This is a genomic window from Bacillus sp. YKCMOAS1 (assembly GCF_030268125.1).
In the GTDB taxonomy this organism is placed as follows: Bacteria; Bacillota; Bacilli; order Bacillales; family Bacillaceae; genus Bacillus; species Bacillus safensis.
The window spans coordinates 261,370-284,904 of the sequence record NZ_BSEI01000005.1; the positions used below are offsets into that span (position 1 = coordinate 261,370).

30 protein-coding genes, 1 tRNA gene and 2 riboswitches are annotated in these 23,535 nt (G+C 42.7%); of the genes, 21 read left to right on the forward strand and 10 right to left on the reverse strand.

The features are described from left to right. Positions 1-31 precede the first annotated feature (31 nt). Together QSJ46_RS16225 and QSJ46_RS16230 are read left to right on the forward strand one after the other, a co-directional pair. A complete protein-coding gene (locus QSJ46_RS16225; RefSeq protein WP_039177835.1) occupies positions 32-832 on the forward strand; it encodes an NAD kinase in 801 nt (266 codons plus the stop codon). Between the two features lie 44 nt (positions 833-876). After that, complete coding sequence (locus tag QSJ46_RS16230; RefSeq protein WP_483298741.1) at positions 877-1,743, forward strand: RluA family pseudouridine synthase; 867 nt, start codon at positions 877-879, stop codon at positions 1,741-1,743. A gap of 40 nt (positions 1,744-1,783) precedes the next feature. Here the strand turns inward: QSJ46_RS16230 and prpE are convergent, their stop codons facing one another. Beyond that, positions 1,784-2,527, reverse strand: a complete 744-nt coding sequence (gene prpE, locus QSJ46_RS16235; protein ID WP_058838852.1) for a bis(5'-nucleosyl)-tetraphosphatase PrpE — start codon at positions 2,525-2,527, stop codon at positions 1,784-1,786. A gap of 161 nt (positions 2,528-2,688) precedes the next feature. Here prpE and QSJ46_RS16240 point away from each other — a divergent pair, with 161 nt between their 5' ends. The 10 genes from QSJ46_RS16240 to QSJ46_RS16285 all read left to right on the forward strand — a co-directional run bounded on the left by QSJ46_RS16240 (position 2,689) and on the right by QSJ46_RS16285 (position 11,696). After that, a complete protein-coding gene (locus tag QSJ46_RS16240; protein WP_047201806.1) occupies positions 2,689-4,530 on the forward strand; it encodes a monovalent cation:proton antiporter family protein in 1,842 nt (613 codons plus the stop codon). Positions 4,531-4,589: 59 nt separating this feature from the next. Continuing rightward, a riboswitch (TPP riboswitch) is annotated at positions 4,590-4,699 on the forward strand. A 78-nt stretch (positions 4,700-4,777) separates the two neighbouring features. Continuing rightward, the gene (gene tenA / locus QSJ46_RS16245; protein ID WP_047201807.1) at positions 4,778-5,488 is read left to right on the forward strand and encodes a thiaminase II; all 711 of its coding nucleotides are present in this window, start codon (positions 4,778-4,780) and stop codon (positions 5,486-5,488) included. Next, positions 5,463-6,080 (forward strand): thiazole tautomerase TenI, encoded by a 618-nt coding sequence (gene tenI, locus QSJ46_RS16250; RefSeq protein ID WP_269103938.1) that lies wholly within the window; start codon positions 5,463-5,465, stop codon positions 6,078-6,080. The genes tenA and tenI overlap by 26 nt, the downstream gene beginning before the upstream one ends. After that, positions 6,064-7,176, forward strand: coding sequence for a glycine oxidase ThiO (gene thiO, locus QSJ46_RS16255; RefSeq protein WP_285605005.1), 1,113 nt, complete (start codon positions 6,064-6,066; stop codon positions 7,174-7,176). Before tenI ends, thiO begins: the two co-directional genes overlap by 17 nt. Then, on the forward strand, positions 7,173-7,376 hold the full coding sequence (gene thiS, locus QSJ46_RS16260) for a sulfur carrier protein ThiS (RefSeq protein WP_039177840.1): 204 nt from the start codon (positions 7,173-7,175) through the stop codon (positions 7,374-7,376). The genes thiO and thiS overlap by 4 nt, the downstream gene beginning before the upstream one ends. Before the next feature lie 4 nt (positions 7,377-7,380). Next, entirely contained in the window at positions 7,381-8,148 is a 768-nt protein-coding gene (locus QSJ46_RS16265) for a thiazole synthase (RefSeq protein WP_107163870.1), read from the forward strand. Next, positions 8,145-9,158 carry a thiazole biosynthesis adenylyltransferase ThiF gene (locus QSJ46_RS16270; RefSeq protein WP_269773424.1) on the forward strand — a complete coding sequence of 338 codons (1,014 nt, stop codon included), beginning with the start codon at positions 8,145-8,147 and terminating at the stop codon, positions 9,156-9,158. The genes QSJ46_RS16265 and QSJ46_RS16270 overlap by 4 nt, the downstream gene beginning before the upstream one ends. Before the next feature lie 16 nt (positions 9,159-9,174). Next, entirely contained in the window at positions 9,175-9,981 is an 807-nt protein-coding gene (gene thiD, locus QSJ46_RS16275) for a bifunctional hydroxymethylpyrimidine kinase/phosphomethylpyrimidine kinase (RefSeq protein ID WP_107163872.1), read from the forward strand. A 149-nt stretch (positions 9,982-10,130) separates the two neighbouring features. Next, complete coding sequence (gene fabI / locus QSJ46_RS16280; RefSeq protein ID WP_039177844.1) at positions 10,131-10,907, forward strand: enoyl-ACP reductase FabI; 777 nt, start codon at positions 10,131-10,133, stop codon at positions 10,905-10,907. Positions 10,908-11,021: 114 nt separating this feature from the next. Continuing rightward, positions 11,022-11,696, forward strand: coding sequence for a CotO family spore coat protein (locus tag QSJ46_RS16285; RefSeq protein WP_047201812.1), 675 nt, complete (start codon positions 11,022-11,024; stop codon positions 11,694-11,696). A gap of 34 nt (positions 11,697-11,730) precedes the next feature. Here the strand turns inward: QSJ46_RS16285 and QSJ46_RS16290 are convergent, their stop codons facing one another. The 5 genes from QSJ46_RS16290 to QSJ46_RS16310 all read right to left on the reverse strand — a co-directional run bounded on the left by QSJ46_RS16290 (position 11,731) and on the right by QSJ46_RS16310 (position 14,383). Continuing rightward, on the reverse strand, positions 11,731-12,174 hold the full coding sequence (locus QSJ46_RS16290) for a CotY/CotZ family spore coat protein (RefSeq protein ID WP_047201813.1): 444 nt from the start codon (positions 12,172-12,174) through the stop codon (positions 11,731-11,733). A 203-nt stretch (positions 12,175-12,377) separates the two neighbouring features. Further along, complete coding sequence (locus tag QSJ46_RS16295) at positions 12,378-12,869, reverse strand: CotY/CotZ family spore coat protein (RefSeq protein ID WP_003211658.1); 492 nt, start codon at positions 12,867-12,869, stop codon at positions 12,378-12,380. Between the two features lie 146 nt (positions 12,870-13,015). Continuing rightward, positions 13,016-13,519, reverse strand: a complete 504-nt coding sequence (locus tag QSJ46_RS16300) for a spore coat protein (RefSeq protein ID WP_039177849.1) — start codon at positions 13,517-13,519, stop codon at positions 13,016-13,018. Between the two features lie 88 nt (positions 13,520-13,607). After that, positions 13,608-13,943: a hypothetical protein gene (locus tag QSJ46_RS16305; RefSeq protein ID WP_039183064.1), complete on the reverse strand. Its 336-nt coding sequence runs from the start codon at positions 13,941-13,943 to the stop codon at positions 13,608-13,610. 44 nt (positions 13,944-13,987) lie between these two features. After that, on the reverse strand, positions 13,988-14,383 hold the full coding sequence (locus QSJ46_RS16310) for a spore coat protein (protein ID WP_224426357.1): 396 nt from the start codon (positions 14,381-14,383) through the stop codon (positions 13,988-13,990). Positions 14,384-14,550: 167 nt separating this feature from the next. Here QSJ46_RS16310 and QSJ46_RS16315 point away from each other — a divergent pair, with 167 nt between their 5' ends. The 5 genes from QSJ46_RS16315 (at position 14,551) to spoVIF (ending at position 16,031) form a co-directional block, all read left to right on the forward strand. Then, positions 14,551-14,901, forward strand: coding sequence for a DUF1360 domain-containing protein (locus tag QSJ46_RS16315; RefSeq protein WP_039177852.1), 351 nt, complete (start codon positions 14,551-14,553; stop codon positions 14,899-14,901). 71 nt (positions 14,902-14,972) lie between these two features. Next, positions 14,973-15,101 (forward strand): hypothetical protein, encoded by a 129-nt coding sequence (locus QSJ46_RS16320; protein ID WP_254967544.1) that lies wholly within the window; start codon positions 14,973-14,975, stop codon positions 15,099-15,101. Between the two features lie 90 nt (positions 15,102-15,191). Next, on the forward strand, positions 15,192-15,413 hold the full coding sequence (locus QSJ46_RS16325; protein WP_047201815.1) for a hypothetical protein: 222 nt from the start codon (positions 15,192-15,194) through the stop codon (positions 15,411-15,413). A gap of 84 nt (positions 15,414-15,497) precedes the next feature. After that, positions 15,498-15,635, forward strand: a complete 138-nt coding sequence (locus QSJ46_RS16330) for a YjcZ family sporulation protein (protein ID WP_024426457.1) — start codon at positions 15,498-15,500, stop codon at positions 15,633-15,635. 138 nt (positions 15,636-15,773) lie between these two features. Next, positions 15,774-16,031, forward strand: coding sequence for a sporulation-specific transcription regulator SpoVIF (gene spoVIF, locus QSJ46_RS16335; protein WP_008348417.1), 258 nt, complete (start codon positions 15,774-15,776; stop codon positions 16,029-16,031). 16 nt (positions 16,032-16,047) lie between these two features. On the opposite strand, the gene QSJ46_RS16340 is transcribed toward spoVIF, so the two are convergent. Continuing rightward, complete coding sequence (locus QSJ46_RS16340) at positions 16,048-18,360, reverse strand: UvrD-helicase domain-containing protein (RefSeq protein WP_285605006.1); 2,313 nt, start codon at positions 18,358-18,360, stop codon at positions 16,048-16,050. A 126-nt stretch (positions 18,361-18,486) separates the two neighbouring features. Between QSJ46_RS16340 and QSJ46_RS16345 the strand changes: the two genes are divergently transcribed. Next, the gene (locus QSJ46_RS16345) at positions 18,487-18,744 is read left to right on the forward strand and encodes a hypothetical protein (RefSeq protein WP_003210759.1); all 258 of its coding nucleotides are present in this window, start codon (positions 18,487-18,489) and stop codon (positions 18,742-18,744) included. Between the two features lie 82 nt (positions 18,745-18,826). Here the strand turns inward: QSJ46_RS16345 and QSJ46_RS16350 are convergent, their stop codons facing one another. Genes QSJ46_RS16350 through QSJ46_RS16360 form a run of 3 tightly spaced genes read right to left on the reverse strand, consistent with a single transcriptional unit; the run spans position 18,827 to position 20,576 of the window. Beyond that, positions 18,827-19,261: a GNAT family N-acetyltransferase gene (locus QSJ46_RS16350; RefSeq protein ID WP_039177857.1), complete on the reverse strand. Its 435-nt coding sequence runs from the start codon at positions 19,259-19,261 to the stop codon at positions 18,827-18,829. Between the two features lie 6 nt (positions 19,262-19,267). Next, positions 19,268-19,783 carry a YjcG family protein gene (locus QSJ46_RS16355; RefSeq protein WP_039177859.1) on the reverse strand — a complete coding sequence of 172 codons (516 nt, stop codon included), beginning with the start codon at positions 19,781-19,783 and terminating at the stop codon, positions 19,268-19,270. 52 nt (positions 19,784-19,835) lie between these two features. Further along, positions 19,836-20,576, reverse strand: coding sequence for an alpha/beta hydrolase (locus QSJ46_RS16360; protein WP_285605007.1), 741 nt, complete (start codon positions 20,574-20,576; stop codon positions 19,836-19,838). 221 nt (positions 20,577-20,797) lie between these two features. Further along, a riboswitch (SAM riboswitch) is annotated at positions 20,798-20,919 on the forward strand. Positions 20,920-20,997: 78 nt separating this feature from the next. Here QSJ46_RS16360 and QSJ46_RS16365 point away from each other — a divergent pair. From QSJ46_RS16365 to QSJ46_RS16375, 3 genes are all read left to right on the forward strand, one after another. After that, positions 20,998-22,116 carry a methionine biosynthesis PLP-dependent protein gene (locus tag QSJ46_RS16365; RefSeq protein ID WP_058838862.1) on the forward strand — a complete coding sequence of 373 codons (1,119 nt, stop codon included), beginning with the start codon at positions 20,998-21,000 and terminating at the stop codon, positions 22,114-22,116. Then, positions 22,113-23,291, forward strand: coding sequence for a cystathionine beta-lyase (metC, locus tag QSJ46_RS16370; protein WP_039177864.1), 1,179 nt, complete (start codon positions 22,113-22,115; stop codon positions 23,289-23,291). The genes QSJ46_RS16365 and metC overlap by 4 nt, the downstream gene beginning before the upstream one ends. A gap of 132 nt (positions 23,292-23,423) precedes the next feature. Further along, a tRNA-Val gene (locus QSJ46_RS16375) sits at positions 23,424-23,496 on the forward strand. The last annotated feature ends 39 nt before the right edge of the window (positions 23,497-23,535 follow it).

Consider the following 23,535-nt stretch of genomic DNA (forward strand, 5'->3'; position numbering starts at 1 on the left):
ATAGCAGCAAGGTGAAAAAGGAGAAGAATTCATGAAATTTGCAGTTTCTTCAAAAGGGAATTCTGTATCTGACACGCTCAAAAGTAAAATTCAGACCTACTTATTGGATTTTGGCATGGAACTAAATGAAGAGGAACCGGATCTTGTCATTACGGTTGGTGGAGACGGCACCCTTCTTTATGCCTTTCACCGCTACAGCAACCGTCTGAATGAAACAGCCTTTGTCGGTGTTCATACAGGTCATCTTGGCTTCTATGCTGACTGGGTGCCGAGTGAGATTGAAAAACTCGTCTTAGCCATTGCGAAAACGCCTTATCATATTGTGGAATATCCGATCTTAGAGGTCATTGTCAGATACAACGACGGCGGCAGAGAAGAGAAATATTTAGCAATGAATGAATGTACGATTAAAAGCATGGAAGGGACACTTGTGGCAGATGTTGAAATCAGAGGCCAGCTGTTTGAAACATTCAGAGGTGACGGCCTTTGTTTGTCTACTCCATCAGGCAGTACGGCCTATAATAAGGCACTTGGAGGCGCCATTATTCATCCTTCCATTAGAGCCATTCAGCTGGCAGAAATGGCTTCAATCAACAACAGAGTGTTTCGGACGGTCGGTTCACCGCTTATTTTGCCTGACCACCATACTTGTGTGATTAAGCCGAGGAATGATGTCGATTTTCAGGTGACGATTGATCATTTGACGCTGCTTCATAAAGACGTCAAATCCATTCAATGCCGGGTGGCAGATGAGAATGTCCGTTTTGCTAGATTTAGACCGTTTCCGTTTTGGAAAAGGGTGCAAGATTCCTTTATCGGAAAAGGAGAATAAGAAAGAGGTTGTTCCCGCTGGAATACTTTACGTTAAACAAAACCATGACAGCCAAAGAAGAAGGGCTGCTTTTAAAGGAATATTTAATTGATCTTGGCATTTCGAAAAGAATGTTGACGGATATTAAGTTTGATGGCGGTGACCTCCTCATTAATGGAGAGCATGTTACCGTGAGATATGAGCTGTATGAAGGGGACAGGCTCACCATTTTATTTCCCGAGGAAAAAGTGAGTGAAGGGCTGAAGCCTGCAACGATTCCGCTTGATATTATATTTGAGGACGAGCATGTCCTTGTGCTGAATAAAAGGCCGTATATTCCTTCGATCCCTTCTCGGGAGCACCCCGAGCACAGTATTGCGAATGGATTACTGCACCATTATGCCAAGCAGTCTGTTCGGCATACGGTTCATTTAGTGAACCGTCTTGATCGTGATACATCTGGCGTTATGCTTGTGGCGAAGCATCGCTTTGCCCATAGCCTTTTATCTAAGGCGCAAAAGAGTGGAGCGGTTAAGCGAACATACAGAGCGTTTACACATGGCATGATCACAGAAAAACATGGAACCATCGCTGCAAACATTGCCCGAAAAGGGGATAGTATCATCGAGCGGATGGTTGATGATACTGGGCAGGAGGCAGTGACGCATTATACCGTGCGAGCGGTAATCGCTGAGTTGAACATGTCGGATGTGTCTCTCTCGCTTGAAACCGGGAGAACACATCAAATTCGTGTGCATATGCAATTTCTTGGGCATCCGCTCATCGGAGATACGCTGTATGGCGGAAGAGCCGAGTGGATAGACAGGCAGGCACTGCATAGTGAAACCCTTGTATTTCCTCATCCGATGACAGGTGAGCAAATGACATTTTCAGCTCCACTTCCTGATGATATGAAATCCTTGCTTTTTTAAATAGGAAACCCGGTCACCTGCAGCGCAGGGCCGGGTTTTTTTATAATGTGAAATGCTGAAATCTTGAATCGTCATAAGGCATAGATGAGGGAACGGAGACCGTTTTAAGCTCAGGGTATGTGAGGGCAGACAGTTTGTTGCCAAATACGCAGCCTGTATCAATATTGACGGTTCTGCCAACGAATCGAGGCTCTTTCACAGGTGTATGGCCGTACACAATCCACGGTTTTCCATGATATTCCTTTGCCCAGTCCTTGCGAACAGGCCGTCCATCTGGCCAAGTTTCTCCTGTGACGGCACCAAATAATAAATAGGACCGCATCTGTTTATTCGGCTTTTTTCCAATATCCTTTTCCTTCATCGCTGCGTGTGCAATGATCAGCTCATCAGGAATGAGTACATCATAAAGTGGAGCCTTCTCGAATAACTGCTTAAATTCATGTGACAATTTGTTTTGTTCATGAGTTGGCAGTTTTTTTATTTCGTTCACTGTCGTTTCGATGCCATGAAGTAATTTGACGGGATTCCCTTTTAAATAGCGATAAAGCTTAAAGCAATGGTTGCCAGGTACATAGCGGATTGCACCGTGTGAATAGGCATGAATGACAAATCGCATGACGTCTACTGACTGAGGCCCTCGATCTGTTAAATCACCAACAAGGGCTAGCGTTCTCTTATCAGGATGGACGGGTAATCCATGTTTGAGTTCGTATCCTAGTTTGTGTATGAGGGTAAGCAGCTCTTCGTAGCAGCCGTGGATATCGCCAATGATATCGAATTTCATAAGGTTTCCTCCTGATTTTTTCATCCATTCGTCGGATATAAAGAAGTTTGAATTTTAGAAAATATAACGAATGGCTTTCATTTCATTTGGGCAATTGTTAGAATCAATCCTTTAACGTAAGACTTATAAAATTAAACATGAATGTTAGGAGGCTTTAGCCAATGGAGCATACATCTGTTTCATCACTCGTTGTCGTTATTATTGTCGCCTTTTTCACCCCTATTTTATTGCACCGATTTAAGCTAACCATTCCGGTCGTTGTAGCTGAAATCATTATGGGGCTCATCATTGGAAAAAGCGGTCTTCAACTGGTTGTCGAACATGATGCGTGGTTAGATACATTATCCATGCTCGGTTTTATTTTTCTGATGTTTTTAAGTGGACTTGAAATAGATTTTTCTTCTTTTGAGTCAAAGAAGAAAGCACGAGAACTTCCAAATGGTTTAAAAGAACCAAATACATTTAAAGCAGCCACCATTATTTTTCTTGGGGTATTTTGTATTTCTTTTATCCTGTCCTATGCGTTTGTACTCGCAGGGTTTATCCAAAATGCCTTTTTAATGACGCTCATTATCTCTACCATCTCATTAGGCGTAGTGGTTCCAACCTTAAAAGAGGAAAAGTTGATGCAGACGAATATCGGTCAAATCATTCTGCTTGTAGCTGTCATTGCTGATTTGGTCACGATGATTTTACTTGCAGTGTTTTCCTCCATTTATGGAGATGGAACAGGGAACATGTGGCTTCTGCTCTTATTATTTGCTGCAGGCATTCTTCTTTATTTATTTGGCCGCGTATTTAAGACAAAGTCAATTTTTCAGTCGATGTCAAAAGGAACCGTGCAAATTGGGACAAGGGCAATCTTTACTCTCATTATAGTCTTAGTTGCCTTATCTGAATCACTCGGGGCTGAAAATATTCTTGGGGCGTTTTTAGCTGGCGTGCTTGTGTCCCTTCTTTCGCCAAATAAAGAGCTCGTTCAGCAGCTGGACTCATTTGGCTACGGCTTTTTAATTCCGATCTTTTTTGTGATGGTCGGAGTGGATCTGAATATATGGGCACTGTTTAAGGACCCGACGATTATGATCATGATTCCGCTGCTGTTTATTGCGTTGCTTATAAGTAAGCTCATTCCAATTCTTTATTTGAAAAAATGGTATGACATGAATAAGGTCATCGGCTCCGGCTTTTTATTAACTTCAACGTTATCTCTCGTCATTGCAGCTGCGACGATTGGTGAGCGGCTCGGTGTCATTGATCATAAAATGTCTGGAGCGCTGATTTTAGTTGCTGTGCTAACGAGTATTTTAACACCTGTTTGGTTTAAAGCGCTCTTTAAAAAAGAACAAGCGGCGAGCCATAAGAAGCGTGTGACCTTTATTGGTGCAAATCAGCTGACCTTACCCGTCACACTTGATTTGCATCAGGATGAATATGACATTCGGATTTTGCATGTGTTTCAAGAAAATAAGGAAGTACTGCTGGCAGACTCTATCTTTGAAGTCGAATCAATTGAACAATACGACGATGAGACGCTGAGAAAGGCAGGCGTCGGCCAAGAGGATGTCCTTGTCGTCGCAACAGGCAGTGAGACAAAAAATAAGGAAATTGCTTTATTTGCAAAAGAAGAAGGTTCAAAACAAGTCATTGCAAGTGTCAACAAAGCTGAGGCGGAGCTGACATTGAAAGAAGCAGGCATTGATACGTTTTCTACTTTCCTTTCATCTAAAACAGTGCTAAGAGCTTTGATTGAAGCACCTGATGCGATTCGTTTGTTAACAAATGAGGATTCTTCTTTGTATCAAATTCAAATGAACAATCATCGTTATCATAATGTCATGCTGAGAGAATTTCCTTTCACCGGTGATTTGGTATTTGTCCGGATTTTCAGAGGGGTAGACAGCTTAGTACCGCATGGAGATACGACCCTTAGAAGCGGCGACCGTGTGCTTGTATCGGGCTCCCGGGAGTATGTAGCAGGACTAAGAGCCCAATTAGAATGACAATGAACCCTTGACCAATGAACAATTCCTGATTAAGATAGAGGTACAACATCATATATTTGATCCACTAGGGGAGTCCTTTAAAAGGGCTGAGATAAAAGTGTCGACTTTTAGACCCTCATTACCTGAACAGGTTCATACCTGCGTAGGGAAGTGGTGCGGTTTTTGACTATGCTTTTTACAAATTCCAAGCCACTTTCCACGCGGAAAGTGGCTTTTTTATATGGAAAAACAGGAGGAGAGGAACATGACGTTTTCAACAGAATGTAAAAAGGCTGCAGCAACATGGTGGAATGGAAGCTTTACGCATCCTTTTGTCAAAGGGATTGGGGATGGCACACTTTCACTCGATCGTTTCACCTATTACGTGATGCAGGATTCGTATTATTTAACTCATTTTGCAAAGGTGCAGGCATATGGAGCGGCGATTAGTGAGGACTTACATACGACGGGCAGAATGGCGTATCATGCCCAGGGCACGTACGAAGCAGAGCTGTCGCTGCATAGGAAATTTACAGAGCTTCTGCAAATTTCTGATGAAGCCATTGAGAACTTTAAGCCTTCCCCGACTGCTTATGCGTATACCTCTCATATGTATCGATCTGTAAAAAGCGGACGGTTTGAAGAGATTTTAGCCGCGTTATTACCGTGTTACTGGCTCTATTATGAGGTAGGTGAAAAGCTGAAACAAACAACACCTGACCATCCAATTTACCAAGAATGGATTTTGACATATGGAGGCGATTGGTTTAAGGAACTCGTTTTCGAACAGGTGAACCGCTTTGATGAACTAGCAGAAAAAGCACCAGAACATGTACGCGCCAATATGAAAGAAAATTTTGTGATTTCAAGCTACTACGAATATCACTTTTGGGAGATGGCGTATCAAAAAGAATTGTGGCAAACAGCATGCTTAGATGGGGTTGGTGCAAATGGAACTCCACGCAGTGACAAATGATTCGCTTCCTGCGGGTGAATTGATCAAACAAATAAAAGCTATTGCGTCTGAAGTGGATTTTATCCATATTCGGGAACGGTCTAAAACAGCAGGTGAGCTTGTTGATCTCGTGAAGAATCTCCTTTTAGAAGGTGTACCGAAAGAAAAGCTCGTGATCAATGACCGAGTGGACGTGGCGCTGCTAACCAATATTCACAGGGTGCATCTTCCGGGCCATAGCTTTTCGCCGAAGGAGCTGCGAAGAAAATTCCCTCACCTTCATGCAGGGGTGTCCGTCCATTCGATAGAAGAAGCGAAAGCAGCAGAGAAAAATGGAGCAGAGTATGTCATGTTTGGGCACGTATATGCCACCTCTTGTAAACCAGGACTTCAGGCAAGAGGTGTACAGCTTGTGAAAGAACTGACTACTGCACTAACAATTCCAGTGGTGGCCATCGGCGGGATGACCCCAGAACGAGTTTCAGAATTGAAACACGCTCATGTGAAAGGAATCGCTGTCATGTCTGGGATTTTTGCTCATCATCAGCCGCGTATGATGGCACAAGCATTTTCTGAAAAGGTAAAGGAGAATCCTTATGAAAAAGCATTATGACGTTGCAATCATTGGTGGTGGAATCATAGGGATGTCAATCGCCTATCACCTTGCAAAAGCAGGAAAACAGGTGGTCTTATTTGAAGCGAATGAGATAGGGAAGCAAACGACAAGTGCGGCTGCCGGGATGCTCGGTGCACATGCTGAAGGAGAGGGGCATGAGGATATTTTCTTTCAGACAGGCAGAGCAAGCCAGGCATTATACGAAAAATTAAAGGTCGATCTTTTGCATGAATCAGGTATTGATATTCGGACTTCAGCAGGCGGCATCATGAAGGTCGCTTTTACAGAAGAAGAGAAGCAGGCCCTTTGCCGGATGCAGCATTTGTCTACGTTTAAGTGGCTTGACGCAAGCAACGTAAAAAAATACATGCCTCAAGTAACAGATCACATGCTGGGAGCAGGTTTGATTGAAGAGGATGTGCATGTGGAGCCTTACGCTGTATGCAGGGCTTTGTGGCAGGCAGCGGTCCGCTACGGAGCAGATGTGAAAGAGTGTACACCTGTGATCGAAGTGAAGCGGGGCAAAGAAGTGTTAACTGTCAGAACACCGAAGGGCACATTCACATGTGATGACCTGACAGTCGCAAGTGGTGTATGGTCTGGCCGTTTTTTTGAAGAGCTCGGATTATCGCATTCTCTTTATCCAGTAAAAGGGGAATGTGTGTCTGTATGGAATAATGGTCCGGCGCTCGCACACACCATTTATCATGATCATTGTTATATCGTTCAGCGAGATAGTGGAAAGCTTGTTATCGGTGCAACGATGAAGCCAAACGAGTGGCAGGCTGTTCCAACGCTTGGTGGCATGGAAGCTGTGATTCAAAAGGCGTCTCAGCTGATGCCTTCTATTAAAGAGATGCCGATTGAAGAGTGCTGGGCAGGCCTTCGTCCGGCGACAAACGATCGGCACCCCTATATCGGAAGACATCCCGAAGACAAGCGTATTCTTTTTGCTGCAGGGCATTACAGGAATGGCATTTTACTTGCGCCGATTACTGGAGAAATCATTCGTGATCTCATATTAGACAAACCGGTCAAAGAAGAATGGCTTCACGCATTTCGTATTGGACGAAAGGAGGCACTATTCGTATGAAGATTCAATTGAATGGCAGAATCGTTGACTTCGATCAAGAGAATGGAACGATCTATGATCTTCTATCAGCCTATCAACTTGAAAACCGTGTGGTGATCGTTGAAAAGAACCAAGAAATCATTGATAAAGAAGCGTTTCAACAAGTAGTCATTCAACCAAATGACACGATTGAAATCGTTCATTTTGTAGGAGGAGGATGATCCAATGCTGCACATTGGCGGAAAAACATTCACATCAAGACTATTACTCGGAACAGGGAAGTACCCATCATTTGAGGTTCAAAAAGAAGCGGTGAACGTATCGGAAGCCGAAATTTTAACCTTTGCTGTCAGAAGAATGAACATATTCGAACCATCTCAGCCTAATTTTCTGGAGCAGCTTGATTTATCAAGATATACACTGCTTCCGAATACAGCTGGTGCAAGTACAGCAGAAGAGGCAGTGCGTATTGCCCGTTTAGCAAAGGCTTCTGGTCTGTGTGACATGATCAAGGTAGAAGTCATTGGCTGTTCAAGGTCTCTTTTGCCAGATCCAGTTGAAACATTAAAAGCATCTGAAATGCTGCTCGAAGAAGGATTTATTGTGCTGCCATATACTTCTGATGATGTGGTGCTCGCAAGAAAATTAGAAGAACTCGGTGTCCACGCCATCATGCCAGGTGCTTCTCCGATTGGTTCAGGCCAAGGCTTACTAAACCCTCTGAATCTCTCATTTATTATCGAGCAGGCGAAGGTGCCGGTCATTATTGATGCTGGCGTAGGTTCTCCCAAAGATGCAGCTTATGCGATGGAGCTTGGAGCTGACGCAGTATTACTAAATACCGCAGTCTCTGGTGCAAAGGATCCTGTGAAAATGGCAAAAGCAATGAAACTGGCGATTGAATCAGGAAGACTAGGCTATGAGGCAGGACGTATTCCGCTGAAAAACTATGGGACAGCGAGCAGTCCACAGGAAGGAATGCCTTCATTTTGAGCACTCGTTATTCACGCCAAGAGCTTTTTCAGCCAATTGGAACAGAGGGACAAAAGCGGCTAAATGACTCAAAGACGGTCATTATTGGAGCGGGGGCACTTGGAACGGCTAGTGCAGAAATGCTTGTTCGTGCCGGCGTTGGATCTGTCACCATTTTGGACCGAGATTATATTGAATGGAGCAACCTTCAGCGCCAGCAGCTTTACACGGAGCAAGACGTGAAGGATCGGCTGCCAAAAGCTGTGGCGGCTGAAAAAAGACTCAAGCAAGTAAACAGTGACGTTGACGTCAAAGGAATCGTGATTGATGTGACTGCTCACAATATTGACGAACTGGTCAGCGGGGCTTCGATCATTGTCGATGCAGCGGATAATTTTGAGGTAAGAATGATTGCAAATGATGCTGCTGTCAAACATCAAATTCCGTTCCTTTATGGGGCCTGTGTAGCCAGTTATGGCATTCAATTTACTGTGATTCCTGGTGAGACGCCGTGTTTACACTGTCTGCTTGAACATTTACCTGCACAAGGTATGACTTGTGATACAGCAGGTATCATTAGTCCAGTTGTGCAGCAGGTGGCCGCATATCAAGTGGCAGATGCACTTAAATATTTAACAGGACATCAAGTGACGCCAATATTAAAATCCTTCGATTTATGGAAAAATGAACGATCTGACATTCGGTCGGCTACATCTTTAAAGAAGAAGCAATGTCCAAGCTGTGGACTGAAGACTTATCCATTTCTTTCATATGACAAGAGAGCGAAGGCAGATGTACTATGCGGCCGCAATACGGTACAAATCCGCAGTGCAGCAGAAACACCGCCACCTTTACATGAAGTAGCTCTTCGGTTAAAGAAAGCAGGGATGGATGTGCTTGAAAATCCATATTTGCTTTCATGTCAAAAGGATGAATTTAAGCTTGTCTTATTTAAAGATGGCAGAGCGCTTGTTCATGGAACCAATGATATTGCCAAAGCAAGAACGATTTATCATCAATGGATTGGCTAATGAGAGGTGTGAAGAAATGACGATCAAAAAAGCATTCACAATCGCAGGTTCTGATTCTGGCGGCGGAGCAGGCATTCAGGCCGATTTGAAAACTTTTCAGGAGCTCGGTGTGTATGGAATGTCTGCAATCACAGCGATAACTGCGCAAAACACACTAGGTGTTCATGGGATATATCCGCTTTCAATTGAGGCGTTAGAGCGTCAAATAGATGCAGTGGCAGAAGATTTACTGCCAGATGCCGTCAAAACAGGGATGCTGTGGAGTGCAGACATGATCAAGATCGTAGCTGAAAAAACGGTTCAATATAATATGAAGCTGATTGTAGATCCAGTCATGATCGCAAAAGGAGGAGCCTCTTTATTAAATGAAGATGCGGTCGCTGCGATGAAAACACACTTGCTGCCTGTGAGCTATGCTGTAACGCCGAATCTTCCTGAGGCAGAAGTACTATCAGGTTTACGTATTCAGACGAAAGAGGATCGCTATCTGGCTGCAGAGCGCCTTTATGAGCTCGGAACGAAACATGTTGTGATCAAAGGCGGCCATGGTCCATCTGATGGGATGATTACCGACCTGCTGTATGATGGAAAAGGCTTTATTGAAATCACAAATGAACATATTGATACACCACATACACATGGCACAGGCTGCACGTTTGCAGCAGCATTAACAGCTGAAATTGCGAAAGGTTATTCGATAAAGGAAGCCTTTGAAACAGCAGAAACCTTTGTCCATGAAGCGATCAAATTCCCTTTACGAATTGGATCTGGACACGGGCCTACGAACCATTTTGCTTATCAGCAAAACAGAATCAAACGTTAAGGGAATCGAACCGTCTTCCTTGTGAAGGCGGTTTTTTTGCGAAAATGAAACTTTCTTTCAGAGGAAATTGTCATTCTCTTATGATCTGTGATAATATTATGATCAGGTACTAATACTATGTCTTGAAAAAATAGGAGGCTTTATTACATATGAACTTTTCTTTAGAAGGCCGTAATATCGTGGTGATGGGTGTTGCCAATAAACGAAGCATCGCATGGGGAATTGCCCGCTCACTTCATGAAGCTGGAGCTCGTTTGATTTTTACTTATGTTGGAGATCGCCTTGCTGAATCGGTAAAAGAGCTTGCAAGCACACTTGAGCGTGATGATTCAATTATTCTTCCGTGTGATGTGACAAGTGATGAAGAAATCGAAAAATGTTTTGCTGAAATTAAAGAAAAAGTACAAGTCATTCATGGCGTTGCGCATGCCATTGCATTTGCAAACAAGGAAGAGCTTGTTGGCGAATACTTGAACACGAATCGTGAAGGTTTCCTTTTGGCGCACAACATTAGTGCATACTCATTAACTGCTGTAGCAAAAGCAGCACGTCCATTAATGACAGAGGGTGGAAGCATTGTGACGCTTACATACCTAGGCGGAGAGCGTGTTGTATCTAACTACAACGTAATGGGTGTAGCGAAAGCATCACTTGAAGCAAGTGTGAAATATTTAGCAGCTGATTTAGGCGCAGAAGGCATCCGCGTGAACAGTATTTCTGCTGGTCCAATTCGTACGTTATCTGCAAAAGGCATCAGCGGCTTTAATACCATTCTGAAAGATATTGAAGAGCGTGCACCGCTTCGCCGTACAACGACTCCTGAAGAAGTTGGCGATACAGCTCTATTCTTATTCAGTGATCTATCTCGCGGCATGACAGGTGAGAATCTGCATGTTGATTCTGGCTTCCATATCATTGCCCGCTAAACGAATACATGACTTGCAGCATACCGATGAAGGGTATGCTGTTTTTTTATTTTTCTTCTGATTTGAGCCCTCCGTTCATATATATAAGGAATGAATCATTCGGGAGGGATTAGTATGTCAAATAAAGGTGATGAGAATCAAAAGCCGCTGATGTATATTGTTCAGCCGAGCTATCATGAATCAAAGCCGGCCATGCAAAATATTGTGAGAAAGCGAAAAAAATCAGAAAAACAGTCAGAAAGTGATCACAATGCAAAAGGCGAGATCGAAGAAAGCACGCAGCAGGAGCCTGCGGTTCAAGAAATAGAGCAGAAAAAAGAAGCCGAGCCGCCTGCACTTCAGCAAGATCGAGATATAAAACAAGAAGCCGAATTTACAGAAGAACGAGATATCGCACAAGAGGCTGAGCATGCACAGGAACAACAGAATACACAAGAAACCGAGCTTACACAGGAACAAGAGAACATACAGGAACCAGAGCTCATACAAAAGCAAGAAGAGGGGAACCAGCCAGAAGGTGTCTTTCATGAAACAAAAGAAGAACCAAGAAGAAAACGAGTGAAAAAGCCTTTAAGTCAGATGAGTATTGATGAAAAAGTCGATTTTCTCACAAGGCTGCCTCATAATATGCCAAGAGCTCTTTGTCTGATTGAAGCTGATGGTAAAACATATAGAGGAATCATCATGGATCGAAAAGATGATACTGTGATCATTCGTACAGCAGGCGGGGGAAATCCAGTCGAATTAGTGATTGCTGAGATTTCTTCCATCCACCCGCTTGGTTTTTAACAAAGAAAAAAGTCCCATATAGGGACTTTTTTTGTTAGCAGTTACGGTTGATGAGTCTTGGGTTTAGGCACTCGATAGCGCAGAAGCAGTCAAGGTCTACTTCAACGCAATACTTCGATTTTTCTAATCGGAACACATCACATAAGGAATCTTTATCTGTAAAATCTAAAATATGACGGTCTTTGTCAAATGCGATAAGCAAGCTGAGTGTTGCACAGTGATCACAGATATGTTCGACTCTGAAAAATGCAGTGCTGAAGCAAGGGCCTGGATCTACTTCTCCGACATTTCCGAATGCGACGAATGGTTTTGATTTGGATGTAAAGAGAACAAACGGGACAGTGTCACCTAATGAATGTGATGGAGAAAGGAGATTGCTGTAACAGCTGGTCGGGCAATCTTCTTTGACAGCATTTTGTAAGTCGCTAATGTTTTCAACAGCCTCTGTTACACAGTTCCATGAATGTTTGCGGCTCATATTCAACCCTCCTATACTAGGAAATTTGTTTGAGTGTTTGAGCACTGTTATCATCTACAAGCTATCTTTGCCGGTTCGTGCATCTACTTTTAACCAATGCGGAAGCGGTCGCTACTTATGCCGACTGCTCCGCATAATTGGCTGTCATTCATAAGGAAGGGGATGCTTTGACTCATGACAAGTTAGATGAGCGGCCTGTTGATTTAGCCGTGGTGATGATGCTTTTTATCTTTCGATGGCATGACTCTGTCGACAAGCTCTGGGTTTAAGCATTGGATTGCGCAGAAGCAGTTTAAATCAACCTCAATACAAAAGTCCGTTTTTTCTAGACCAAAGAAGTCAGGGTCACAAGGGTGACACACGCTTAGCGTATGTCCGTGTACATCAACAGGTCTTAATACAGATAACGTAGCACAGCAGTCGTGTAATTTTTCAACCCGGAAGAAAATAGATTCGAAGCATTGGCAATCGTCAACGAATCCTCCAATGTTTCCGAAAGTAGAGAACAACCCGCCCTTTTTATCAAAAAGTAAAAACGGAATCGTATCTTTTCCAGAAACTGTTGGGCTTAATAAATTACTGTAGCAGCTCGTAGGACATTTATCTTCTACAGCTTCCTGCTCTGCTAAAATCTTATCAACCGCATCGCATACACAGTTTTCATCATGTCGGCCATGGTGTTTTCCGCAGCTCATGGATTTCAGCTCCTTTAACAAGGTATTTGACTTTAGTCCTTAACAACATATGTATGCGCCCTCTAGTTGGTGTGGGTAAATGACCATTTATATTTGCTGTATTTTTATAAAAGGAAAAGCAGAGCTTTTCGCTCTGCTTTTGGACATTAGAGGATACCGATTGCAACGATTGTCGCAACAAGAGTTTGTGTAAGTGTTTGGATTGCGATAGAGATGTCCGCATCGATTGTAGATACTGTAACGTTTCTTGAATTTTCGATGACAAGTTTTTGGCGGTTTGTTTGTTTGTGAGTAGCAGCTTGTAAGAGATCCTGCGTGACGCGGTCTGCCAAATCACCGTCTGCGATTGAGATGTTTGTAATGGTGATGATCGCTGTTTGAATCGCTACCTGGATAGATGCTGCAACCTGTGCATCGACAGAAGATACGTTAATGTCACAAGAGTCCCTAACGATAATGACCTCTTCAGATGTCTGCTTTGTGAAGCTTACTTGATCCAAATCTTGTAAGACATCTTCGTCATCATAATAATCGTCACAAAGTGCTTTTCTTTCATAGTTGCAATCGTCGTGGTGTTCGTGGTATCTGTGGTGTCCGTGGTGTGAACAGTTACGATCTAGAGCGACCCAAGAATATGGTTTAGAATCCATTTCTATTCCTCCTTCCGTTTACTTTATTAAATGCTGGAATGCGTTGTTTTGTCTCGGGCATTTACCCTAGCAGGCAACCCATTTTTATTTAATCGTTATTACGCTGCGCATTACGACGCTGCTGAATACGATTTCGAAGTGAATTTCGATTTGGACGTACTTTTGGTTCAGGCACTACTTCTTCTGGCTGTTTTGCTGCCTCAGCCTGCCTTTTTTTCTCCTGCTGCTGTTCTACGAAATCATTTGCTTTCTTTTGTAAGTCCTCGACTAATTTCAAAATCATTTTTCTTTGATCATCTGAAATTTTTGCTTTCTGATCATCAGTGATATTGTTTTTGTTTAACACATCACTGACAAGAAGACTTGTTAATGGATCAATATCCGTATTGATTTGAAACTCCTTTTTTTCGTTCTCTTCAGCCACGATGATTTCACCTCTTTCATACGTCATGTTAGAAAAAGAAAGGGTCAAAGAATGCCGGCTTCAACTAAGAGCACATTCAATGTTTGAGTGAGAATTTGGACGGAGTTCATAATGGATGCATCTGATAATGTAATCGTAATGTTATAACAGTTGATGATTTGAATCACAGTTTTCTTTTGGACTTCCACTTGTTGCACAGCTAAAAGCTGATCTGTGATGTCAGCAGCCAATTCATCGTCTGGTACAAGAATTTGGATTAAAAGAGTAATGATTGTCGTTACGGTCGCTTGAAGGGAGAGTGCAGCTGTTACATCTGTTTTATGAATTGTGACATTTTCGGAATCTTTGATCTCAATGAAATCATCATAATTACTGATTAATTCGTTTAACAGTTGTGTATATAATATTTCAGCACTTTCTTCAATAGACAATACTTTCACTCCTTTCTTATCTATACATTATTTAATGCAGCAAGGACTCAAGGTGGAATCGGAAAGTGTGAAAAAGTACAACCCAATTTTATTTCCGCTCGATTCATCATGACGGTCTTTTTTCTTGCATATATAAAGAAAGGACGGAAAAAGAAGAAAGAAGGAGGTGGAGGCTTCTGAGCGGTGCTTTGTCATTTGTCGTGTTTGCCCTCGCATCCTTTAGACTGACGAGACTGATTGTGTTTGATACCATTACTGCGCCATTCCGCCGTCTATTTCATGAAGAACAGGAAGAGGTAAATGAACAAGGTGAGGTTGAAACATATATCATCATTAAAGGAGAAGGACTGCGATCTTGGGTTGGAGAACTGTTAAGCTGTTATTGGTGTACTGGCATGTGGTGCACTGCTGCCTTACTTCTGATATACATACTTTTTCCTGTCATCAGCATGTGGCTTAATTTACTATTAGCGATTGCCGCAGCAGCAGGCATCATTGAAGCGGTCGTCTCGAAGCTTGTGAAATAAACAGGCATTCTGATCAGACACGCTTTCAATAAATGCATATACTATCATGGAACAGGAAAGGAAGGGTTGCGATGAAACCAACTGAAACGCCGTCACATATGCTTCAAGGTTATCCAGCGCAGTCAAATCAACAATCTGTATATACGAAAAAAATCAAGAAAACTGGCTGCGGCTGTGGAAACAAAAAGAAACCTCAATAATAGAAGAGAAAAACAAAAGCCGGATTTATCCGGTTTTTTTGTTGCCCTTTTTTTGAGTGGTGCATATGTAAGAGAGAAGGGGTGACCAGAATGGATGCATTCGAACAATTAATCGGTTCCTTGTTCACTAAACCCCATGATGGGAAAGAACAAGCGCACGAAAAGGCTGAAATGGATCTAACGGATAAAGCGCATGATCTTGAGGAGCACTTAAAAGCATTTGGCGTGAAGATGGAGGCTTTTGCGAAAGAAACAGAAGCATTCATGATGCGTCATACAGAGGCAGATTACGTCTTTAAACAGCAGAAATAAAAATTCCGCACTTTTTTATGTGATCGTCCAAACCATTTCTTGCATTTTTCATACTTTGTAAGGGAGAAGAGGAGGTGCTTAAATATGAGTTACGGTTACGGTGGCGGTTCTTGCGGCGGCTACGGTGGTGGCTACGGCGGCGGATATGGATCAACATTTGTTCTTGTTGTCGTGCTTTTCATCCTTCTAATCATCGTTGGTGCTTCTTTCTTTAACTACTAAAAAGTAAGAAGGTGAGGGAAGCAAGGGGGAAGCCTTTTGCTTTCCTTTCTCTTTGGTCAAACAAGGTTTTAGGATAGGCACATATCCCGCCTATTTTCATATAGTAAGGTGATTACTCCACAAAGAGGAGGCAAATGAATGGATAATAAATTCTTTAAAAGCGTAGAAAACAAAACCGGTGTGAATATGAATGATGTGTTTAAACTTGCAGGTTCTTTGCAAAATGCCAACTTTAAAGATGAGAATACCGTTCGAGGTGTCATTAAAAAAGTAGCGCAGCTTGCGAACAAACGTGTACCTAAAGAAATGGAAGACAAAATCGTTCAATCGATTACAAGTGGAAAAGAAAAGCTTGATTTCAATACAATCGCTAAAATGATGAATAACAAAAAATAAACAACAGGCTCTCCGTTTAAAGGGGGGCCTGTTGTTTTTGCGTAAATAATTCACGGTTTTTCTTTAGAAGAGGATACAAAAAGCGAGAACGATGAGCCGTTTTTCCTCGTCTAAATGAAGGAACAGACAGATAAAGAGATTGCTCAGCTCTTGTCATGGCCACGTATAATAAACGGCGCTCTTCTTCCAGCGCTTCTTCATCACCGTTTCTGAGTTCATCCAGTGAGAAATCATGAGGCAGTGCTCCGTCGACCACACAAGTGATGTATACTGTCTGGAATTCAAGTCCCTTTGCACGGTGGATCGTCATGAGCTGAACACCGGGTTCATCTGTTTTTTCCTTTTCGGCAGATTTCATATGTTCGGCATGTGCGAGAAAGGCTTCAATCGTTTCAAAGCGTCTGGCAGCTGTTTTCACATCACGTACATCATCTGTCCCTTTTTCAAGTACATTCGTATCGTTCACCCGTTTTTTTAAGTAATCACCGAGTCCCATCTTTTGTTCAATAAATGTCACCGCGTCCGATGGCTTTAATGTTCGTAACGTTCGGAACAAAGGAACGATTGATTGCAGCTTTTTCCGTTGAAACGGCTGTATATCTGTCAGCTTTCCGAGCGCATCTACCATTGAACAATCCTCTGTGATAGTCAGTGCCTTTAGTGTATTCAGCGTTTGCTGCTTTAAAAAGAAAACCGGCAGCAGCTGTTTCATGGCGGTCACATCATCTGCATCCTGACTTAAGGAAAGAAAGGCGAGGAGTACCCGAACAATTCGTCTGCTGTAGAAGGCTTTGACGCCAGCATCCGTTTCATACGGAATGGCCGACTGATGCAGCCGTTCATAAATCGCACGGCCGCCTGTATTCGTTCGAAACAGCACGCAGAAGTCATTCGGCTTTGCACCATTTTTAATTTTCTCCTGAATATCTGCGACAATCATCGTCGCTTCCTCTTCTTCGTCATATGGATAGAAGAGCGTCGGAGGAATTTTCTCCTCGCGCACGGCTTTTAACGTCTTCTCATAACGATGCTGATTTTTCTTAATAATCGCATCTGCACTTGCGACAATTGTATGATGAGAGCGGTAATTCGCATGTAAATGGACGATCTGAGCCGAAGGATAATCCTGTTTGAACTCAAGGATGAAAGCAGGATTGCTACCCCTAAATGCGTAAATGGCTTGATCATCATCACCTACACAAAATAACTGCTCTGATTCTCCGGCTAAAAGTTGAATCAAGCGGTATTGCACTGGATTAATATCCTGAAATTCATCCACTAAAATATACTGGAATCGTTCTTGATACCGTTTTAACAGTTTAGGCTGTTCTGTCAGCATATGTAAGCAGGCAATCGCCATATCATCAAAGTCAAATTGCTGATTGTCTCGTTTTTGCTGTTCATATGATTGATAGATCGTCCACATGTGTTTTTCCTTTTCATCCTTCAAATCAGGAAGTTCACCTGGTAAAAAGGCATTTTTCCAATAGCCGATGGATTGCAGCACTTGATCAGTAGGGTAGTCTTTCTCATCAAGCCCTTCATTCATTATGGCTTTTCGAATGTATTGCTCCTTTTGCCAGTCAAACTTGATCAGATGCTGGCCGTTCCATTTATTTGCGTCATCGTGAAGCAGCATTTTATAAAAAAGACTGTGGAAGGTGCCTGTCACCACTTGGCTGGCTTGTGAAGGATGAAGCTGGTATTGCTTGCGCAGTCTTTCTTTCATCTCATTGCTCGCTTTTGTAGTAAAAGTTACGAGTAAAATATGGTGAGCAGGAATATGATGATGGGACATGAGATAAGCCGCTCTAGCCGTCAGGACTCTTGTTTTCCCGCTGCCGGCCCCAGCTAGCACAAGCATCGGACCATCTAAATGTGTGACAGCTTGAAGCTGCGGTGTGCTAAAGGTGATATGCGGGAAGAGGTCGATCGTATGAACTTGTTCATTCTCTTCTAAATGTAAGGCGTCGCTAAATTGAATCGACTTTGGTTCCTGCCAGTCATATGATTCGCTAGTTTGCGAGATGATCTGTTTGCCGGTTGGAAAACGGAAGCCGCCAAGTTCTTTATAGGAAGTCTTTTCCTCTTGTTCAGCCGTTTGATTATGATCTGCTTGATCTTCAGCTTGTTCACAAATCTCTTGTTGAGACATGTGCTTATGAATAAAGGCAGGTTCATCATGTATATTTAATCTAAAAAAGACCGGTTGTCCGCAATATGGGCAGAATAATTGTCCTTTTTTTCCCTCGTCATGGAGGAATTGATAATGTTCTCTCGAATACGTATGTAATGAGATCGTTCGATCATGTCGTCGTGCGCATTTCAAAGCTAGTCCTCCAATAGTCAATCAATCTTAAAATGAAACACATCTAATCATATCAAATGAGGCGTGTTTCAAACAGTCATAATTAGGGAATAGTAGAGTAAGAGAGAAGCAAAGGAGGCGTTCTTGATGGGATATATAGCCCCGATTCAGCCGGATCTGTATTTTCAATATATCAATCGTCCAGCTCCTCAGGATAAAGAAGACTACGCGAAAGTAACAAAGGTTACTCGCACCTTTCATGACAAGATTTACAGAGAGCTGGAGAAAAAAGAGGACTTAGTGACAGAAGCGGAAACGAAAGTACAGCAAAAAAAGCGGGAACGCTTTGTACGAGATATGTTTATGGAGGAAGGAAAAGGCGTTCATATCAATACGTATATATAAATGATTGCGCTTTCTTCCATTGGCGAACGATAATGAAAAAGAAAAAGCCAGGGCATCTTGAATGCTCTGGCTTTTCTTTTGGTCAAACAGACAGTGTTTTTGTCATTTTGACATGGGTGATTCCCGCTTCTTCAAACGGTTCAGAAACCGCTTTGTAGCCTTTCTTTTCGTAGAAAGGAAGCGCATGGACTTGGGCATGCATCACCGCTTCTTTTGCTCCATTAGCAATTGCTTCTGTTTCTAACGCCTCTAATAGCTTAAGGCCAAGGCCGAAGGAGCGCGCCTCTTTTAACACACAAATTCTTTCTAGCTTTGCCTTTGATCCCTCAATGATCCGCAGTCTAGCGGCCGCCTGAGGCTTTTTGTCATCATTGTAAATGACAAAATGGGTGGCTTTGTCCTCTAGTTCATCTATTTCGATCTCTACTGGAACTTCTTGTTCTTTGACGAATACTTCTTTTCGAACGTAATATGCATCTTCTCGTTGTGTTTGTTCTGTTGCGATGACTGTTTTCAAATGTCTTTAACCCTCTTCTCCTAAAATAAATGTTTCATAGACGGTCCAAGATCCGTTTTCTAATTGATATAAAAGGTGGAAGCGATCCACTGTTTCTTCATGGTCAATCTTTCTCAGCTTTAATGTGCCAAGTACGTCTGAATGCTCATCATCTGATAGTTTTTGAGCCACTGTGACATGCGGAACAAAGGCATATTCAGGTGTACCAGCCAGTGGCTCTGCGTACAATCTTTCATTGAGCGCCATGATGTCCTCGTTCGGTTCTACTTTCATATAAATGACGTTGTTTACAGGAGCGAATGAACTGAATTTTTTAATACGTAACGTAATAGGAGAAGCATTTTTTGCATAATCTCTTAACGTTGAGACGACCTCAGCCGCTTCTAGATCCGTTAATTCAAAAGGTGTTCTTAATGTTAAATGAGGCGGTATGAGTGCATAGTTCGGATCATAACGCTTCCGGTAAGAGTTCGCAATATCTTGCAATTTTTTCGATGGAAATATAACAACTCCGTATTTCATCATGTTCCCTCCTGAATAAGAAAGTATTTATTATTGTTTATTATAACAAAATTCAGTTGATTAACGAATATGGGAGCATTCTTTTTAACGAAGGCGCAATGAGCGGCTGCCAAAACGTCCATTTATGATCCCCTTCGAATGTCTCAAATAAATAATCCGCTCCAGATTGTTCAAGAAGGCCCTTTAAATCATCATTCGGCTGAACAAAATCAAGCACCTGGCCATCTGTTGTTTTCACAGCGGTTTCCTCCAGCCCAATTTGATGGATAATCGCATAATGAGAAAGGGCTGTCGACTGTTTGACGGCTTCTAGAACCGACTCGTCAACATAAGGGGACTGCAAAATCAGCCCGCCAAATAAAGAAGGATAATCAATGGCTGTCATGAGGGAAATCGTCGCACCCAGTGAATCACCAATAAACGTACGTCCTGATCCAATTTGATAGGTTGGATAGTGTTCATCAATATAAGGAACCAGTTCATTGGCTAAAAAGCGTTTATACGCTTCAAACTTTGTGCCGTCTGGATGATACGTGTTCCGTCTTTCCGTAACATTTTCATAAGGGACACCAATGATAATCGAGCGTTCCATTTCTTTGTTCTGCATCAATTCTTCTGCCTGTCTGCCTATTTTGCCTAGGCGGAAATAATCATGACCATCCTGGGCAATGATGACATGATATGTATAAAGGGGGGAGTAATTGACTGGCAAATAGATCAAAATGGTCATGTCCGCCCCAAGTTCTTTTGACTGTAAGGTTTCTTCTTGAATGATTCCTGTTTTCTTCACCATAATCCATTCCTCCAGCTAACCAAATTCATCATAAAGTGAAACGTTTCCATTCATTGTAACACGAAAAACAGCGTTGTTCCTATATGCTAACATGCAATCAAACCGTATAACATCGATTCTGTTATAAAATACAGAAAATTTTAATTAATCATGACATTTCCCCTTGAAAAATGAGATTTAATGGGTTACAGTATTAAGAATTAGAACAGACAGACAACACATTCTTATCGTGAGAGGTGGAGGGACTGGCCCTTTGAAACCTCAGCAACCGGTATGCATCACTTCATGTGATGTACCAAGGTGCTAAATCCAGCAAGCAGCTTTTTTGCTTGGAAGATAAGAGGAAGCGATTAAACCCCTTCTTCTTATGAAGAAGGGGTTTTCTGTTTTGAAATCAGATTTTTACTTAGGATGGTGTCAAATGACAGAACATGTGGAAACGAAATTAGCGCAGATTGGAAACCGTAGCGAAGAGGTGACTGGCACTGTCAGTCCTCCCGTTTACCTTTCGACAGCATACAGACATAGAGGTATCGGGGAATCTACAGGATTTGATTACATTCGAACGAAAAACCCAACAAGACAGCTCGTAGAGGATGCAATTGCTTCACTCGAAGAAGGGACGGCCGGTTTTGCCTTCAGTTCGGGAATGGCGGCGATTCAAACGATCATGGCTCTATTTGAAAGCGGAGATGAACTCATCGTCTCATCAGACCTATATGGCGGTACATACCGTTTGTTTGAAAACGAATGGAAAAAGTACGGCTTACGTTTTCTTTATGATGATTTTGCAGATGAAGACTGTTTACGCTCTAAAATTACGCCAAACACAAAAGCGGTCTTTATTGAGACACCGACAAATCCATTGATGCAGGAAGCAGATATTCAAAAAATAGCGAAGATTGCAAAAGAGCATGGCGCTTTGGTCATTGTCGATAATACCTTTTACACACCAGTCTTGCAAAAGCCGATTACGCTTGGAGCAGACATTGTCATTCATAGCGCAACCAAATATTTAGGCGGACATAATGATGTTCTTGCAGGGCTTGTGGTGACAAAAGGAGAGCAACTGTCTGAAGACATGTTCCAGCATCAAAACGCGATTGGAGCGGTTCTATCACCATTTGACTCATGGCTTTTAATGAGAGGAATGAAAACACTGGCTCTTAGAATGCGCCAGCACGAGGCAAATGCGAAGGAGCTGGCACAGTTTTTAGAAAAGCAGCCAGAAATTCAAGATGTCCTTTATCCAGGAAAGGGAGGCATGCTGTCATTTCGAGTAGCCAAAGAGGACTGGGTCAATCCATTTTTAAAGCAGCTAAAAACGATTTGTTTTGCTGAAAGCCTTGGCGGAGTCGAAAGCTTCATTACGTATCCTGCAACGCAAACGCACATGGATATCCCAGAAGAAATTCGCATTGCAAACGGTGTATGTAACAAGCTGCTCCGTTTCTCTGTTGGCATCGAGCATGTAGATGACCTGAAAGCAGATTTGAAACAGGCACTATCACAAGTAAAAGAGGAGGTACACGCCAAATGACCACACACGATTGGACACTCGAAACACAACTCGTTCATAATGCGTTTAAAACCGACCGTTCAACAGGTGCAGTCAGTGTACCGATTCAGCATGCATCCACCTTTCATCAAAGCAGCTTCGATGAATTTGGTCAATATGACTACTCGAGATCAGGCACTCCGACACGTCAAGCATTAGAGGATACGATTGCGGCGCTAGAAGGAGGAACGAGAGGGCTTGCCTTTGCATCAGGCATGGCAGCCATTTCGACCGCTTTTCTTCTCTTATCAAAGGGAGATCACGTGCTTGTCACAAGAGATGTGTATGGCGGGACTTTCCGAATGATCACTCAAGTTCTGTCGAGATTTGGAATTGAGCATACCTTTGTGGATATGACGGATTTGAATGAAGTCAAAAGAGGCATTCAATCAAATACAAAGGTCATTTACATGGAAACACCGTCAAATCCAACACTAGGCATTACAGATATTGAAGGTGTCGTACAGATTGCGAAAGAGCATGACTGTTTGACTTTCTTAGATAATACGTTTTTAACGCCTGCCCTTCAGCGTCCGCTGGACCTTGGTGTGGATGTTGTTCTGCACAGCGCAACGAAATTTTTAAGCGGCCACAGTGATGTGCTGTCAGGCTTAGCTGTGGTAAAAGATGAGAAGCTGGGAGAGGAACTCTATTCACTGCAAAACTCCTTCGGTGCGGTCCTTGGCGTGCAGGATTGCTGGCTCGTGTTAAGAGGGTTAAAAACCCTTCAGGTCAGATTAGAGAAAGCTAGTCAAACGGCCTTCGAGCTAGCTTCATTTCTTAAAGAACATCCTGCGGTCAAAAAAGTATACTACCCAGGCTTAGATGATCACCCGGGTGCAGATATTCAGCGAAAGCAGGCAAGCGGAGCAGGGGCTGTTCTCTCATTTGAACTAGAAAACCAAGCGGCAGTCAAAGAATTGGTGGATGCCGTCACATTACCTGTATTCGCCGTCAGCCTCGGCGCAGTCGAATCGATTCTGTCATATCCAGCCAAAATGTCACATGCAGCTATGCCAAAAGAAGAAAGAGAAAAAAGAGGGATTACAGATGGGTTGCTTCGTTTAAGTGTAGGTGTTGAAAACGGAGAAGACCTCAAACGCGACTTCAAACAAGCACTTGATCAACTAAAGCCCGTCCTTGTGAACCAATCATAAAGAAGGAGAGAAAAAAGCCGGCACAGCCGCCGGCTTTTTGACCTTTTTTAAACAAAACCATTGACGCTTTATTATTATGGTTATATAATAGAGACTGTCAGTAACAGAAAGCCCAGAACTGATACATAACCCGATTCCGTAGCTCAGCTGGGAGAGCGCTACCTTGACAGGGTAGAGGTCGCTGGTTCGAGCCCAGTCGGAATCATCGTTGAAACCCTTGCGGTAGAAAATCGTTATTATAACG